This window comes from Variovorax sp. W1I1 (assembly GCF_030815625.1).
Classification (GTDB): Bacteria; Pseudomonadota; Gammaproteobacteria; order Burkholderiales; family Burkholderiaceae_C; genus Variovorax; species Variovorax paradoxus_C.
Map to the genome: position 1 here is coordinate 4,582,094 of NZ_JAUSWZ010000001.1, position 14,004 is coordinate 4,596,097.

Here is a 14,004-nt window from a genome sequence, read left to right on the forward strand (position 1 = left end):
AGACTCCGGCGGGCGGCATTTGCATTTGCCGAAGGGAGGGTTTCGCAATCACGGAGCCGCCTCGCGCGAGACGGGACTAGATTCGGCGCATGACCACCAAGATCAAGAAATCCCTGCACACCGAGCTGGGCCACAGCACCCCCGACAAGATCACCGTGCGCGGGCGCGACCTGCCCTCGGAAATCCTCGGCCACCTGAACCTCGGCGACATGGCCTTCCTGGAACTCACGGGGCGCATTCCGACGCCGCAGGAATCAATAACCTTCAACGCCATCGTCGTCACACTGGTCGAACATGGCGTGACGCCCAGCGCGCTGGCCGCGCGCCTCACTTATGCGGGCGCCCCCGAAGCATTGCAGGCCGCGGTCGCCGCGGGCTTGTGCGGGCTGGGCTCTGTGTTCGTCGGCAGTACCGAAGGCGCGGCCAAGATGCTGTACGAGGCGATCCCCTTTGGCGAGAAGCCGACCCGCCCGCTGGCCGACATGGCCAAGGACATCGTGGCCGATTTCCGCGCGCGCAAGCAGATCGTGCCGGGCCTCGGCCATCCGCTGCACAAGCCCATCGACCCGCGCACGCCGCGCCTGTTCCAGATCGCGGCCGAGAACGGGCAATCCACCCACTACGTCGCGCTGATGCAGGCGGTGCAGGAAGAGGCTGAGCGCGTCTCGGGCAAGTCGTTGCCGATCAACGCCACGGGCGCCGTCGGCGCGATCGCCGCCGAGTTCGGCTTTCCCTGGAAGATCATTCGCGGCCTCGGCGTGATGGCGCGAGCCATCGGCCTCGTCGGCCACATCCTGGAGGAGATCGACGACCCGATGGCCATCGAGATCTGGCAGCGCGTGGAGAAGGAAGCCGGCCGCCCTCGCCAGGATTGAAGAAGAAAAGAAACAAGCAACGACCGATGAACAATGCCAACGACAAGAGCTTCCCCGACATCCGCGACGCCGTGCGCGACCTGTGCGCGCAGTTCCCCAACGAATACTTCCGCAAGATCGACGAGGCCCGCGGCTACCCCGCCGAGTTCGTCGATGCGCTCACCAAGGCAGGCTGGATGGCCGCGCTGATTCCGCAGGAGTACGGCGGCTCGGGCCTCGGCCTCACCGAAGCCTCGGTGATCATGGAAGAGATCAACCGCTGCGGCGGCAACTCCGGCGCCTGCCACGGCCAGATGTACAACATGGGCACGCTGCTGCGCCACGGCAGCGAGGCGCAGAAGCGCGAATACCTGCCCCGCATCGCGACCGGCGAGCTGCGCCTGCAGTCGATGGGAGTGACCGAGCCCAGCACCGGCACCGATACCACCAAGATCAAGACCACCGCCGTGAAGAAAGGCGACCGCTATGTGATCAACGGGCAGAAGGTGTGGATCTCGCGCATCCAGCACTCGGACCTGATGATCCTGCTCGCGCGCACCACGCCGCTCGCGGATGTGAAGAAGAAATCCGAGGGCATGTCGATCTTCATCGTCGACCTGCGCGAAGCCATCGGCAAGGGGATGACGGTGCGGCCAATCCTCAACATGGTCAACCATGAGACCAACGAACTGTTCTTCGAGAACCTGGAGATTCCTGCGGAGAACCTGATCGGCGTGGAAGGCCAGGGCTTCAAGTACATCCTGGACGGCCTCAACGCCGAACGCACGCTGATCGCTGCCGAATGCATCGGCGACGGCTACTGGTTCATCGACAAGGTGACGGCGTACACGAAGGAGCGCGTGGTGTTCGGCCGCCCCATCGGCCAGAACCAGGGCGTGCAGTTTCCGATTGCCGAGGCCTTCATCGAGATCGAGGCAGCGAACCTCATGCGCTACGAAGCCTGCCGCCTGTTCGATGCGCACGAGCCCTGCGGTGCACAGGCCAACATGGCGAAGTACCTTGCGGCCAAGGCGAGCTGGGAAGCGGCCAATGCTTGCCTTCAATTCCATGGCGGCTTCGGCTTCGCTTGCGAATACGACATCGAACGCAAGTTCCGCGAGACGCGGCTGTACCAGGTGGCCCCGATCTCCACCAATCTCATCCTGAGCTATGTGGCGGAGCACATGCTCGGGCTGCCCCGCTCGTTCTGAAGGGACCGCACCCATGACCGACTCGAACCACCCCAGCAAGGTGCTCGCCACCTTCGCCGCCGAACTGAATTTCGCGGACATTCCCGCACCGGTTCTGCGCCGCACCGAGGACCTGATGCTCGACTGGCTGGGCTCCGTGCTCGCGGCCCGCACCGCACGGCCGATACGCAGCATCGAACGCTTCGCGCAGATGATGGGGCCCGCCGATGGGCCAAGCGAAATACTGACCTCGCGCCGCACCAGTTCGCCGGTGTTCGCCGCGCTCGTCAACGCCGCGGCTTCGCACTTCGTGGAGCAGGACGATGTGCACAACGGCTCGGTGTTTCACCCCGCGGCCGTGGTCATCGCGCCCGCGCTCGCGGTGGCGCAGAGCATCGGTGCGAGCGGTGCGCAATTGCTGACCGCAGTGGTTGCGGGCTATGAAGTCGGCATCCGCGTCGGCGAGTTTTTGGGGCGCTCGCATTACAAGACCTTTCACACCACGGCGACGGCCGGAACGATCGCCGCCGCTGCGGTCGTCGGCCGCCTGCTCGACCTCACGCCGCAGCAGATGCTGCACGCCTTCGGCTCGGCCGGCACGCAATCGGCCGGCGTGTGGGAGTTCCTGCGCGACGCGGCCGACTCCAAGCAACTGCACTGCGCGCACGCCGCGGCGAGCGGCTTGATGTCCGCGTACCTTGCGCAAGAAGGCTTCACCGGTGCCGCCAAGATCCTCGAAGGCGCGCAGGGCCTGGGCGTCGGCATGTCGAGCGACGCCGACCCGGTGAAGCTCACCGATGGCCTGGGGACGCGCTGGACGCTCGCCGAGACCTCCTTCAAGTACCACGCCTCCTGCCGCCACACGCACCCCGCCGCCGATGCGCTGCTGCAGGTCATGACGCAGAACAAGCTGAAGCACAGCGACGTCGCGCACGTCACCACGCATGTGCACCAGGGCGCCATCGATGTGCTCGGCCGCGTGACCGTGCCCGCGACGGTGCACCAGGGCAAGTTCTCGATGGGCACGGTGCTCGGCCTCATCGCGGTGCACGGTCGTGCGGGCCTGGGCGAATTCGACCGCGACTTCCTCGCACCCGAGGTCGCGGGCTTTCGCGACAAGGTGGCGATGCAGCTCGACACCGAAGTCGACACCGCCTACCCCGCCCGCTGGATCGGCAAGGTCAGTGTCGAAACCACCGACGGCCGCACGCTGCAAGGCCGCGTAGACGAGCCCAAAGGCGACCCGGGCAACAGCCTCACCCGCACGGAAATCGAGGACAAGATGCACCGCCTCGCGCACTACGGCGAGGGCGCCACCGCAGAAGAAGCCAGCGCCATGTGCCAGCGCATCTGGCAACTCGCCGACACGCCAAGAGTTGCTCGCTGGCTCCCCTGACAGCAGCGATCACCTCACAACCGAGCCCGGTCTGCGGTGCGGCGCAGCCGGCCCCTCTGCGCCGCCGAGGAGCGCAGCGTTTCGCGGATCAGGGCTCGCAGCTGTTTGAGCCGCAGGCGAGTTCTGCGAGACCCCGCGAGACGCGAGCACCGCAGGGAAGCCCGAAGGGCCGGCGCAGTGGGGCCGGCTGCGCCGCACCGCAGACCGGGCGGCCCCCCAAACAAGCCCCTGAACAGCAGCGTGCGCTAAGGCGCAACGAGATGATCGAACAGCTCGCGCGCCGAAGCCGGCAACTGCTCGCGGTTGCGCGCAATGAGCTTGAGCTCCCGTTCCGCCCACGCATCGCTGAGCGCAACCGTAGAGATCCGCATCGCCATCGACAACCGTTGCGCAGATGAAGCCGGCAACACCCCAACCCCCACGCCCGCTTCGATCATCAAACAGATCGCTTCGAAGCTGCTGACCTGGATGCGCGGATTGAAGCCACGCCCCGCCAGCTCCGCGCGCCGCTGAAGAAAGCGATGGATCGCGCTGCCATGGTGCAGCCCCACGTGCTGCTCGTCGAGCGTGTCGGCAAAAGCCACCGAGGGCGCGCCGGCCAGGTGATGCGTCTTCGGCACCACCAGCACGAGCTGATTGCTGCCGAAGGCGCGCGCGTCGAAATCGCCGGTGTGCACATCGCCCGCGAGGATGCCGATGTCGGCCTCGCCATCGGCCACCGCGCGCACGATTTCCTCGCTCAGGTATTCGCGCAGGTCCACCTGCACGGCCGGGTGCTGCGTGAGAAAGCCCGCGAGCTTCTGCGGCAGGTATTCGGTGATCGAGGTGGTGTTGGCGAACACGCGCACATGGCCCTTGATGCCCTTGCCGAAGTCCTGCATGTCGCAGCGCAGGTGCTCCATCTGCTGCATCACGCGCTTGGCGTGGTAGAGCACCGCCTGCCCCGCAGCGGTGAGCGTCACGCCCTGCGCGCTGCGGTGCAGCAGCTTGCCGCCCACGGCTTCTTCCATCTGTTTGATGCGGGTGGAGGCAGCGGCCAGCGAGATGCAGGCCTTCTCGGCGCCACGCGTGAGGCTGCGCGCATCCGCCACGTAGACGAACAGTTTCAGGTCGAACAGATCGAAGTGCAGGTTCACCGGGCGGGCACGGAGGAAGCGGGAGGAAGGCGCATTGTCCGGCGAACGGCGCCGCCCGCATCCGCTTGCGGGTTTGTCCTCATGTGCTCAAACAGGGTCCCAGCTGAATACGTCCGCCGAGCGATCCAACGGATAGAAGCTCGCGCGCATCGCGGGCATGGCGTGCTCGGCAATGCTCTGCGGCGTCCAGCCTTCGGAACGGTGCACCGAGCGCACCGGCCGCGGCTGGCTAATGAGCGAGATCTCGTTGTTGCGCACCGAGAAGATCTGCCCGTTGACCGCGCTGGCCGCATCGCTCGCCAGGTACACCGCGAGCGGCGCGACCTTGGCCGGCGTCATCTGCTTGATCTTGTCGACGCGGGCGCGCTGCTCGTCGGTGTCGGTGGGAATCGCGCCGATCATGCGGCTCCAGGCGAAGGGCGCGATGCAGTTGGAGCGCACGTTGAACTTCAGCATGTCCAGCGCGATGGATTTCGACAGCGCGACGATGCCGAGCTTGGCCGCCGCATAGTTGGCCTGCCCGAAGTTGCCGATGAGCCCTGAGGTCGAGGTCATGTGCACCATCGCGCCCGCGTTCTGCTCCTTGAAGTGTGTCGCGGCCGCGCGGCTCACGTAGTAGGCGCCGTAGAGATGCACCTTGAGCACCGCGTCCCACTCGTCGACCGACATCTTGTGGAAGAAGCGGTCGCGCAGGATGCCGGCGTTGTTGACCACCGCATCGATGCGGCCGAAGCTTTCGACGGCGCATTCGACGATGCGCGCGGCGCTGGCGGCATCGGCCACGCTGTCGGTGTTGGGCACGGCCTCGCCGCCCGCGGCGCGGATTTCATCGACCACCTGCTGCGCCGGGCCTGCGCTGCCGCCTGCGCCATCGAGCGCAGCACCGATGTCATTGACCACCACTCTCGCACCGTTCTTTGCCATCGCCAACGCGATGTCGCGCCCGATGCCGCCGCCCGCGCCGGTGATGACGACCACTTTTCCTTCAACCATGTTTGTCTCTGCTCCGGATGTTCGTTCGACCGCGGGTTCGCGGGGTCGATCCAGAATGCCACAGGGGACGCGGAGCGGGTTTCTGATTTCCGAAGAGGGGCTTCAGCCCCTGCCGCGCCTACTGCCGCGCCGTGCGGATGTTCGGCGGCAGCGCCTGCGGCCAGCTCGTGCGGAATGGGTTGATGTCGAGCCCGCCGCGTCGCGTGTAGCGCGCATACACCGCGAGCTTGGTGGGTTTGCAGCGGCTCCAGATGTCCGTGAACATCCGCTCGGCGCACGGCTCGTGGAATTCGTTGTGGTTGCGAAAGCTCACGATGTACGCGAGCAGCCCGGCCTGGTCGATGGGCGGGCCGCTGTAGCGGATCTGCACGCTGCCCCAGTCGGGCTGGCCGGTGACGAGGCAGTTGCTCTTGAGCAACCGGCTGGTGAGGGTTTCGTTCACATGCACCTGCGTGGTGTCGCTCGCGAGCAGCTCGGGCGCGGGCTGGTAGTGCGTGCATTCGATGTCGAGCCGGTCGAGATCGAGGCCGTCGATCTCGTGCACCGGCTCGCGGTCGAAGAGGTCGGGCGTGAGCAGCTTCACGCCGATGCCGGCCGACTGGTCGCTGCCGCGCCAAGCCGCTTCGGCGAGGTCGGTGCGCAGGTGCTCGCGCACGGCCTCGATGCTGGCGAAGGTGCTGTTGTTGAAGCTGTTGAGGTACAGCTTGAACGACTTGCTCTCGATGATGTTGGGCGTTTCGCAGGGAATGGTGAAGTGCGCGATGGCCAGTTGCGGCTTGCCGCGCGGGTTGAGCCAGCTCACCTCGAAGGCGGTCCAGAGGTCGGCGCCGAAGAAGGGCAAGGCGCCGGTCTTGATGCCCATGGCCTCGCGCTGCGTGGCGCGCGCGATCGGGAAGAGCAGCGACGGGTCGTAGTGGTCGGCGTAGGCCGAGGCGCGGCCCAGTTGCGATTGCTCGGGCGTGTTCGGGTTGTCAGGATGGTTGTCGAGGCTCATGGCGTCTGGTCCTTGGCGTCCGCGGCATGGGCGAACGGGGCGATGTGGTTGGCGAGGATGGTGCAGACCTCGGGCGGCAGGTCGTGGCCCATGCCGGGAATGGAGATGAAGGTCGAGCCCGGAATGCGCGCGGCCGAATCCTTGCCGCAGGCGATGGGCACGAGCGCATCGGCTTCGCCGTGCAGCACGAGCGTCGGGCGCCGGATGCGCGCGAGCACCTGTGGGCGGTCGTCGTCGGCGCCGATGGCGAGCATCTGCCGCATCAGGCCGGCCGGGTGGTAGGCGCGGCGCATGCTGAAGGTGAGGCGCTCGGCCAGCTCTTCGTCGGTCTGCGGATAGGCCGGGCTCTGGATGAGCCGCAGCAGCCGGATGCTGTGCGCCACGAGTTCGGCCTCGCCCTTGCCCATCGGGCGGCGCATGAGCATCGCGGCCACTTCGCGGCGGGGGCCCGGGAGGCCGCGCGCGCCGCTCGAACTCATGATGCTCACGAGGCTGGCGGTGCGCTCGGGCGCCGTGGCGGCCAGGCGCTGCGCGATCATGCCGCCCATCGAGGCGCCGACGATGTGTGCCTTGGCGATGCCGAGCGCATCGAGCACGCCGATGGAATCGAGCGTCATGTCCTGCAGCGTGTACGCCGAGCGCACCTTCAGGCCGAGCCGATGGCGGATGGTTTCCCACACGATGTTGCCGACGCCCGCATGGTCGAAGCCTTGGCTCAGGCCAATGTCGCGGTTGTCGTGCCGCACGACACGAAAGCCAGCATCGACCAGTTGCTGCACGAAGGCAGTCGGCCATGCGACCAGCTGCATGCCCAGGCCCATGATGAGCAGGATGACGGGGCGCCCTTCGCCTCCGGTGTCGTCGACTTCGATCTGCAGCCCGTTGGCGGTGACTTTCATCGGTTCCTTGTTGTTATTTGAATTCGCGCTCTCGCAGCCACTTGGTGGCGACCCACTTCTCGCCGGCCAGCACCGGCGCGCCGCCATGCAGCGTGCGAGTGACCGGGTCGGGCCGGTCGTAGCTGAAGAAGACGCCGGTGCCGCGCACGGGTGCCACTTCGAGACCTACGTCGGGGAAGGTGGTGGCGCCACCCTGCTCGGGCTCCTGCAGGTACATCACGAGCGTGGCCACGCGCTGGCCGCCGCGCTTCAGGATGGTTGGTGTGCCGGGCTCGTTCGGATCGAAATAGTCGTAGTGCGGGCGGTACTGCGCGCCGGGCGCATAGCGCAGGATCTGCAACCCTTCGCCGTATTCGAGCGGCCAACGCAGCAGCATGGCCAGGCGCTGCTCCAAGCGCGCGACGATCTCGTTCTCGCCGCGCTCGAAGAACATGCCGTCGCTGGTGCGATCGACGTTGAGCACCTCGCCGCCTGTGCGTGTTTCCACGGTGAGCGAGCGCGCGAGCCGCACGCGCGCCGCGGCGATCAGCCCTTCGCATTCCTCCACCGACAGCAGGTTGCCGAAGACGATGACGCGCGGATGCCGCATCGTCTGCAGCACCTGCACCTGGCGGTCGCCGGCATCCAGGTACAGCGGCGCGCCGTCGAGGTCGGGGCCGGGCATTTCGGTGCGCGCCGGCGTCAGCGCCACCTCGACATTGGGGAAGCCGGCCTCCAGCTGGGCCAGCGCCACGTCGGTGGCCGAATCGTGCCAGCCGGCCGCGCGCATCGACGCACGCAGCGCAGGCACCGAATGACCGGCCGCCAACTGGGCCACCAGCCATTCGCGCAGCTCCGGACTGATCGGTTGGGACATCAGACTTTTCTCCTGAACACCAGCCTTTCGGCTGTGGACACCTGAGCGTCGAAACCATAACCCTCGAGGTCGAATTTTTCCAGCGCCTTGGGCGTGGCGGCCTTGTGCTGCACGGCCCAGCGCGCGAGCAGGCCGCGCGCGCGCTTGGCGAAGAAGCTCACGATCTTGTACTTGTCGCCCTTCCATTCCTGGAACACGCACTCGACCACGCGGGCCTTGAGCACCTTCTGGTCGACCGACTTGAAGTATTCCTGCGAGGCGACGTTGACGACCACCGGCGTGCGGTCGGCCGCGAGGCGCTCGTTCAGGTGCTCGGCGATGCGCGAGCCCCAGAAGGCGTACAGGTCCTTGCCGTGGCGGTTGGCCAGTTGCGTGCCCATTTCGAGGCGGTACGGCTGCAGGCGGTCGAGCGGGCGCAAGAGGCCGTAGAGGCCGCTCAGGATGCAGACGTGGTCTTGCGCCCAGGCCAGTTGCGCGGGCGTGAGGCTGCGGGCATCGAGGCCGCCGTAGACGTCGCCGTCGAATGCGAAGGCAGCCTGGCGGGCGTTCTTGGCTGTGCTTTTGGAGGACCAGGCCTCGTAGCGCGCCGCGTTGAGGGCGGAGAGCTTGTCCGACAGGTGCATGAGCTCGGAAATCTCGAGCGGGGACTTCTCGCGCAGGATCTTGATCAGCTCGGTCGAGGGACCGCGCGGGCTTTCGAAATGGGGTTGGGTGGCAGGGACTTCAGGGGGGACCGGAGTGTCGTAGTCGAGTGACTTTGCAGGGGAAAGCAGGAAGAGCATCCCGGAATTATGAGTGGCTGCCGTGTCAGCAAGCCGCCCGGTAAAATCGCCGGTGTCCCACCTGTCCCCACGCGGCGCCCTCGAAGGCGCCGCTCTGCACTTCCCTGCATTCCCCATGAGCGAACCCACCACCCCTGCCGCCCAACCTGGACTGGAGAGCCTCTCCAAATCGTTCGAACCCACCGCCATCGAGGCGCACTGGGGCCCCGAATGGGAAAAGCGCGGCTACGCAAAGGCCGGCTACCGCGGCACGCAGCAACCCAAGGAAGGCGCCGATTCCTTCGCGATCCAGCTGCCGCCGCCCAACGTGACCGGCACGCTGCACATGGGCCATGCGTTCAACCAGACGGTGATGGACAGCCTCACGCGCTACCACCGCATGAAGGGCGACAACACGCTGTGGGTGCCGGGCACCGACCACGCCGGCATCGCCACGCAGATCGTGGTGGAGCGCCAGCTCCAGGAACAGAAGGTCAGCCGCCACGACCTGGGCCGCAAGAACTTCGTGGCGCGCGTGTGGGAATGGAAAGAGAAGTCGGGCAACACCATCACCCAGCAGATGCGCCGCATGGGCGACACGGTGGACTGGAGCCGCGAGTACTTCACCATGGACGACGACCTCTCGGCGGTCGTGACGCAGACCTTCGTGAAGCTGTACGAAGAGGGCCTCATCTACCGCGGCAAGCGCCTGGGCAACTGGGACCCGGTGCTCAAGACCTCGGTGAGCGACCTCGAAGTCGAGAGCGAAGAGGAAGACGGCTCGCTCTGGCACATCGCCTACCCGCTGGAAGACGGCAGCGGCACGCTGACCGTGGCCACCACCCGGCCCGAGACCATGCTTGGCGACACGGCCGTGATGGTCCACCCCGAGGACGAGCGCTACAAGCACCTGATCGGCCAGCGCGTGAAGCTGCCGCTGGTAGACCGGCTGATCCCGATCATTGCGGACGACTACGTCGACAAGGCGTTCGGCACCGGCGTCGTGAAGGTCACGCCCGCGCACGACTACAACGACTACGCGGTCGGCCAGCGCCACAAGCTCGAGATGATCGGCATCCTCACGCTGGACGCGACCATCAACGACAACGCGCCCGAGAAGTACCGCGGCATGGACCGGTTCGTCGCGCGCAAGGCCATCGTGGCCGACCTGGACGCTCTGGGCCTCCTCATCGAGGTGAAGAAGCACAAGCTGATGGTGCCGCGCTGCGCGCGCTCGGGCGCCATCGTCGAGCCGATGCTCACCGACCAGTGGTACGTGGCGATGACGCGCCCCGGCGCCGATGGGCAATCGATCGCGCAGAAGGCGATCGACGTGGTGAAGTCCGGCGAGGTGCGCTTCGTGCCCGAGAACTGGGTCAACACCTACAACCACTGGATGGAGAACATCCAGGACTGGACCATCTCGCGCCAGCTCTGGTGGGGCCACCAGATTCCGGCCTGGTACGACGAGGAAGGCAATGTGTACGTGGCCGAGAGCGAGGCCGATGCGCAGGCCAAGGCGCCGGGCAAGAAGCTCACCCGCGACGAGGACGTGCTCGACACCTGGTACTCCGCGGCGCTGGTGCCCTTCTCTTCGCTGGGCTGGCCCGCCAAGACACAGGACCTCGAGCTCTACCTGCCTTCGCAGGTGCTCGTGACGGGCTACGACATCATCTTCTTCTGGGTCGCCCGGATGATCATGATGACCAAGCACTTCATCGGCAAGGTGCCCTTCAAGGACGTGTACATGCACGGCCTGGTGCGCGATGCGCAGGGCAAGAAGATGAGCAAGTCCGAAGGCAACGTGCTCGACCCGGTGGACCTGATCGACGGCATTCAATTGCCCGAGTTGCTCGACAAGCGCACCCAGGGCCTGCGCAAGCCCGAGACGGCGCCCGCGGTGCGCAAGAACACGCAGAAGGAATTCCCGGAGGGCATTCCGGCCTTCGGCGCCGATGCGCTGCGCTTCACCTTCGCATCGCTCGCATCGCTGGGCCGCAACATCAACTTCGATTCGAAGCGCTGCGAGGGTTACCGCAACTTCTGCAACAAGCTGTGGAACGCCACGCGCTTCGTGCTGATGAACTGCGAAGGCCAGGACTGCGGCCTGATGGAGCACACGAAGGAAGAGTGCAAGGTCGGCGGCCCGGCCCACGGCTATCTGAAGTTCAGCCGCGCGGACTACTGGATCGTCTCGCAACTCCAGCGTGTGGAAGCCGAAGTGGCAAAGGGCTTCGAGGAATACCGCCTCGACAACGTGGCCAACGCGATCTACCAGTTCGCCTGGGACGAGTTCTGCGACTGGTACCTGGAAATCGCCAAGGTACAGATCCAGACCGGCGACGAATCGCAGAAGCGCGCCACGCGCCGCACGCTGATGCGCACGCTCGAGACGCTGCTGCGCCTCGCGCATCCGATCATTCCGTTCATCACCGAAGAACTCTGGCAAAAGGTCTCGAAGGTGGCGGGCCGCGAAGGCGAGTCGATCATGATCGCGGCCTACCCGAAGAGCCAGCCCGAGAAGATCGACGAGGCGGCCGAGGCGCACGTCGCGCGCCTGAAGGCGCTGGTGGATGCATGCCGCACGCTGCGCGGCGAGATGAACGTGTCGCCTGCCACGCGCCTGCCGCTCTATGCAGTGGCCGACGATGCCGAAGGCGCGGCGTTCCTGCGCGAATCGGCGCCGGTGCTGCAGGCGCTCGCCAAGCTCAAGGAAGTGAAGGTCTTCGACGACGAAGCCTCGTGGCAAGCGGCAGCCGAAGCGGCCCCCGTGGCTGTGGTGGGCGCTGCGCGCCTGTGCCTGCACATGGAAATCGACAAGGCTGCAGAGAAGCTTCGCATCGGCAAGGAGATCGCGCGCATCGAAGGCGAGATCGCCAAGGTGCACGCCAAACTCGGTAACGAAGCGTTTGTCGCGAAGGCGCCGCCGGCGGTGATCGAGCAAGAACGTAAACGTCTGACTGACTTTAGCGCCATGTTGGAGCGACTTCGCGACCAACTTGTACGCCTAGGCTGACAGACGGAGGGCATCGAAGGCGTTTAGGATTCTGGATGCGGCCTCTTGCCGTCCCGCATCCGGAATTTCCCTCCCCTTTTCAGAAAGACGCTGAACTGCCCATGTCCACTTCCTCGACACGCATCCGCAAGGCCGTATTTCCTGTTGCTGGCTTTGGCACCCGCTTTCTGCCAGCCACCAAGGCACAACCGAAGGAAATGCTGCCGGTGGTCGACAAGCCGCTGATCCAGTACGCCGTCGAAGAAGCCTATGCCGCAGGCATCCGCGACATGATTTTTGTGACCGGCCGCAACAAGCGTGCGATCGAAGATCACTACGACACCGCCTACGAACTCGAAAGCCAGCTCGAAGCCAGCGGCAAGGATGCGCTGCTGAACATCGCCCGCTCGGTGATGCCCGACGACATGACCTGCTCCTACGTGCGCCAGCCGCGCATGCTGGGTCTCGGCCATGCCGTGCTGTGCGCCGAGCACCTGGTCGGCAACGAGCCCTTCGCCGTGCTGCTGGCCGACGACTTGATGGTCGGTCCCGAGGGCGGCGAGCCGGTGCTCGCGCAGATGACGGCCGCATTCGCGCGCCTGGGCGGCTCGCTGCTGGCGGTGCAGGAAGTGCCGCTCGCGCACGTCAAGCGCTACGGCATCGTGGCCGGCGAGCAGATCGAAGAGGGCCTCGTTAAGGTCAACCGCATGGTCGAGAAGCCGAAGCCAGAAGACGCGCCTTCGCGCCTGGGCGTGGCCGGCCGCTACATCCTCACGCCGGGCGTGTTCGACGAAATCCGCAACCAGCCCAAGGGCGCGGGCGGCGAGATCCAGTTGACCGACGGCATCGCGGCGCTGATGAAGAAGGAATCGGTCTACGCCTATTCCTACAAGGGCATCCGCTACGACTGCGGCAGCAAGGAAGGCTTCCTGCAAGCCAGCGTGGAACTGGCGCTCGCGCACCCCGAGGTGGGCGCCGAATTCCGCGAATACCTCAAGAGCCTGAAGCTCTGAGGGGTGCCGGGAAGCACTGAATAAAAAAGGGGCCGCGCAGGCCCCTTTCCTTTTGGTGCGCGCTCTCGCTAGCGCCGCTTCAATACGTGGATGAAGTCGGTGCCGACCGTTTGCTGCTCCATCAGCTCGTTGCCGGTCTGGCGCGCGAAGGCCTGGAAATCGCGCACCGAGCCCGGGTCGGTCGACACCACCTTGAGCAGTTGCCCGCTCGCCATGTCGTTGAGCGACTTCTTCGCCTTGAGGATGGGCAGTGGGCAGTTCAGGCCGCGCGTGTCGATTTCGCGGTCAACTTCCATGCTTGGGCTCCTCGGGCGGCAGGTTGAGCCCGCGGCGGCGCTCTTCGTTTTCGGCTGCGGTGAAAAAGACGGGTTCGTGGCCGCGCGTGCGCAACCAATCGGCCAATGCATAGCCGGTGCCTGCGGGCCAGCACCGGAGGTCGGGCAGGTCGTAGAGGCGGTAATCGACCAGCTCGGGCGAGAGCTTCACCTCGCCATCGGCCACCACGTGGTAGGCGATGATGATCTGGTTCATGCGCTGGAAGTCGTAGGCACCCACGAGCTTGGTGGCGCTCACGTCGAGGTTGGTTTCTTCCTTCACCTCGCGCGCGATGCCTTCCTCGGGCGTCTCGCCCGCTTCCATGAAGCCGGTGATCAGCGCGAACATCTTGCCGGGCCATGCCGCATTGCGCGCCAGCAGCACCTGGCCGCGGTACTCGACGATGGCGGCGAGCACGGGCGTCGGGTTGTTCCAGTGCGTGTGGCCGCAGTTCGGGCAGCGCAGGCGCTCCTTGGGACCGCCGTCTTCCATCAACGCGATCCATTCGAGGGGCGTGGCACAGACCTGGCAAAACTTGGGGTGGGGCATGGGGCGGCTCTTGTTATGGCTTGCAGCGCCCATTGATCGGGGCTGCAGCAGGT

Annotated in this window: 13 protein-coding genes; 5 read left to right on the top strand and 8 right to left on the bottom strand. The window is 66.0% G+C overall.

Annotated features, from left to right (window positions below):
* Positions 1 to 89 precede the first annotated feature (89 nt).
* Genes QFZ83_RS21510 through QFZ83_RS21520 form a run of 3 tightly spaced genes read left to right on the top strand, consistent with a single transcriptional unit; the run spans position 90 to position 3,440 of the window.
* Positions 90 to 875, top strand: a complete 786-nt coding sequence (locus QFZ83_RS21510) for a citryl-CoA lyase (protein WP_307509899.1) — start codon at positions 90 to 92, stop codon at positions 873 to 875.
* Between the two features lie 26 nt (positions 876 to 901).
* Positions 902 to 2,065, top strand: coding sequence for an acyl-CoA dehydrogenase family protein (locus tag QFZ83_RS21515; protein ID WP_176661520.1), 1,164 nt, complete (start codon positions 902 to 904; stop codon positions 2,063 to 2,065).
* A 13-nt stretch (positions 2,066 to 2,078) separates the two neighbouring features.
* Positions 2,079 to 3,440 carry an MmgE/PrpD family protein gene (locus tag QFZ83_RS21520; RefSeq protein ID WP_307509905.1) on the top strand — a complete coding sequence of 454 codons (1,362 nt, stop codon included), beginning with the start codon at positions 2,079 to 2,081 and terminating at the stop codon, positions 3,438 to 3,440.
* Positions 3,441 to 3,685: 245 nt separating this feature from the next.
* Here the strand turns inward: QFZ83_RS21520 and QFZ83_RS21525 are convergent, their stop codons facing one another.
* From QFZ83_RS21525 to yaaA, 6 genes are all read right to left on the bottom strand, one after another.
* A complete protein-coding gene (locus QFZ83_RS21525) occupies positions 3,686 to 4,576 on the bottom strand; it encodes a LysR substrate-binding domain-containing protein (RefSeq protein ID WP_307509907.1) in 891 nt (296 codons plus the stop codon).
* 87 nt (positions 4,577 to 4,663) lie between these two features.
* Positions 4,664 to 5,569 carry an SDR family NAD(P)-dependent oxidoreductase gene (locus QFZ83_RS21530; RefSeq protein WP_307509909.1) on the bottom strand — a complete coding sequence of 302 codons (906 nt, stop codon included), beginning with the start codon at positions 5,567 to 5,569 and terminating at the stop codon, positions 4,664 to 4,666.
* A 118-nt stretch (positions 5,570 to 5,687) separates the two neighbouring features.
* Positions 5,688 to 6,563, bottom strand: a complete 876-nt coding sequence (gene queF / locus QFZ83_RS21535; protein ID WP_307509913.1) for an NADPH-dependent 7-cyano-7-deazaguanine reductase QueF — start codon at positions 6,561 to 6,563, stop codon at positions 5,688 to 5,690.
* Complete coding sequence (locus QFZ83_RS21540; protein WP_307509916.1) at positions 6,560 to 7,462, bottom strand: alpha/beta fold hydrolase; 903 nt, start codon at positions 7,460 to 7,462, stop codon at positions 6,560 to 6,562. Before QFZ83_RS21540 ends, queF begins: the two co-directional genes overlap by 4 nt.
* Before the next feature lie 13 nt (positions 7,463 to 7,475).
* Positions 7,476 to 8,318, bottom strand: a complete 843-nt coding sequence (locus QFZ83_RS21545; protein WP_306879981.1) for a 2OG-Fe(II) oxygenase — start codon at positions 8,316 to 8,318, stop codon at positions 7,476 to 7,478.
* Entirely contained in the window at positions 8,318 to 9,100 is a 783-nt protein-coding gene (gene yaaA / locus QFZ83_RS21550; RefSeq protein ID WP_307509918.1) for a peroxide stress protein YaaA, read from the bottom strand. Before yaaA ends, QFZ83_RS21545 begins: the two co-directional genes overlap by 1 nt.
* Positions 9,101 to 9,215: 115 nt before the next feature.
* Between yaaA and QFZ83_RS21555 the strand changes: the two genes are divergently transcribed.
* On the top strand, positions 9,216 to 12,095 hold the full coding sequence (locus QFZ83_RS21555) for a valine--tRNA ligase (protein ID WP_307509920.1): 2,880 nt from the start codon (positions 9,216 to 9,218) through the stop codon (positions 12,093 to 12,095).
* A 101-nt stretch (positions 12,096 to 12,196) separates the two neighbouring features.
* Positions 12,197 to 13,087 (top strand): UTP--glucose-1-phosphate uridylyltransferase GalU, encoded by an 891-nt coding sequence (gene galU / locus QFZ83_RS21560; protein ID WP_013539859.1) that lies wholly within the window; start codon positions 12,197 to 12,199, stop codon positions 13,085 to 13,087.
* Positions 13,088 to 13,155: 68 nt separating this feature from the next.
* Here galU and QFZ83_RS21565 read toward each other — a convergent pair whose 3' ends face one another.
* Together QFZ83_RS21565 and QFZ83_RS21570 are read right to left on the bottom strand one after the other, a co-directional pair.
* Positions 13,156 to 13,383 (bottom strand): sulfurtransferase TusA family protein, encoded by a 228-nt coding sequence (locus tag QFZ83_RS21565; RefSeq protein WP_013539858.1) that lies wholly within the window; start codon positions 13,381 to 13,383, stop codon positions 13,156 to 13,158.
* Complete coding sequence (locus tag QFZ83_RS21570; protein WP_013539857.1) at positions 13,373 to 13,951, bottom strand: NUDIX domain-containing protein; 579 nt, start codon at positions 13,949 to 13,951, stop codon at positions 13,373 to 13,375. Before QFZ83_RS21570 ends, QFZ83_RS21565 begins: the two co-directional genes overlap by 11 nt.
* Between the last annotated feature and the right edge of the window lie 53 nt (positions 13,952 to 14,004).

Bases quoted from the DNA above. Each gene is read 5' to 3' on its own strand.
- queF (WP_307509913.1), bottom strand. From the start codon at position 6,563: ATGAGCCTCGACAACCATCCTGACAACCCGAACACGCCCGAGCAATCG.
- galU (WP_013539859.1), top strand. From the start codon at position 12,197: ATGTCCACTTCCTCGACACGCATCCGCAAGGCCGTATTTCCTGTTGCT.
- QFZ83_RS21555 (WP_307509920.1), top strand. From the start codon at position 9,216: ATGAGCGAACCCACCACCCCTGCCGCCCAACCTGGACTGGAGAGCCTC.
- QFZ83_RS21545 (WP_306879981.1), bottom strand. From the start codon at position 8,318: ATGTCCCAACCGATCAGTCCGGAGCTGCGCGAATGGCTGGTGGCCCAG.
- yaaA (WP_307509918.1), bottom strand. From the start codon at position 9,100: ATGCTCTTCCTGCTTTCCCCTGCAAAGTCACTCGACTACGACACTCCG.
- QFZ83_RS21510 (WP_307509899.1), top strand. From the start codon at position 90: ATGACCACCAAGATCAAGAAATCCCTGCACACCGAGCTGGGCCACAGC.
- QFZ83_RS21540 (WP_307509916.1), bottom strand. From the start codon at position 7,462: ATGAAAGTCACCGCCAACGGGCTGCAGATCGAAGTCGACGACACCGGA.
- QFZ83_RS21565 (WP_013539858.1), bottom strand. From the start codon at position 13,383: ATGGAAGTTGACCGCGAAATCGACACGCGCGGCCTGAACTGCCCACTG.
- QFZ83_RS21520 (WP_307509905.1), top strand. From the start codon at position 2,079: ATGACCGACTCGAACCACCCCAGCAAGGTGCTCGCCACCTTCGCCGCC.
- QFZ83_RS21570 (WP_013539857.1), bottom strand. From the start codon at position 13,951: ATGCCCCACCCCAAGTTTTGCCAGGTCTGTGCCACGCCCCTCGAATGG.
- QFZ83_RS21515 (WP_176661520.1), top strand. From the start codon at position 902: ATGAACAATGCCAACGACAAGAGCTTCCCCGACATCCGCGACGCCGTG.
- QFZ83_RS21530 (WP_307509909.1), bottom strand. From the start codon at position 5,569: ATGGTTGAAGGAAAAGTGGTCGTCATCACCGGCGCGGGCGGCGGCATC.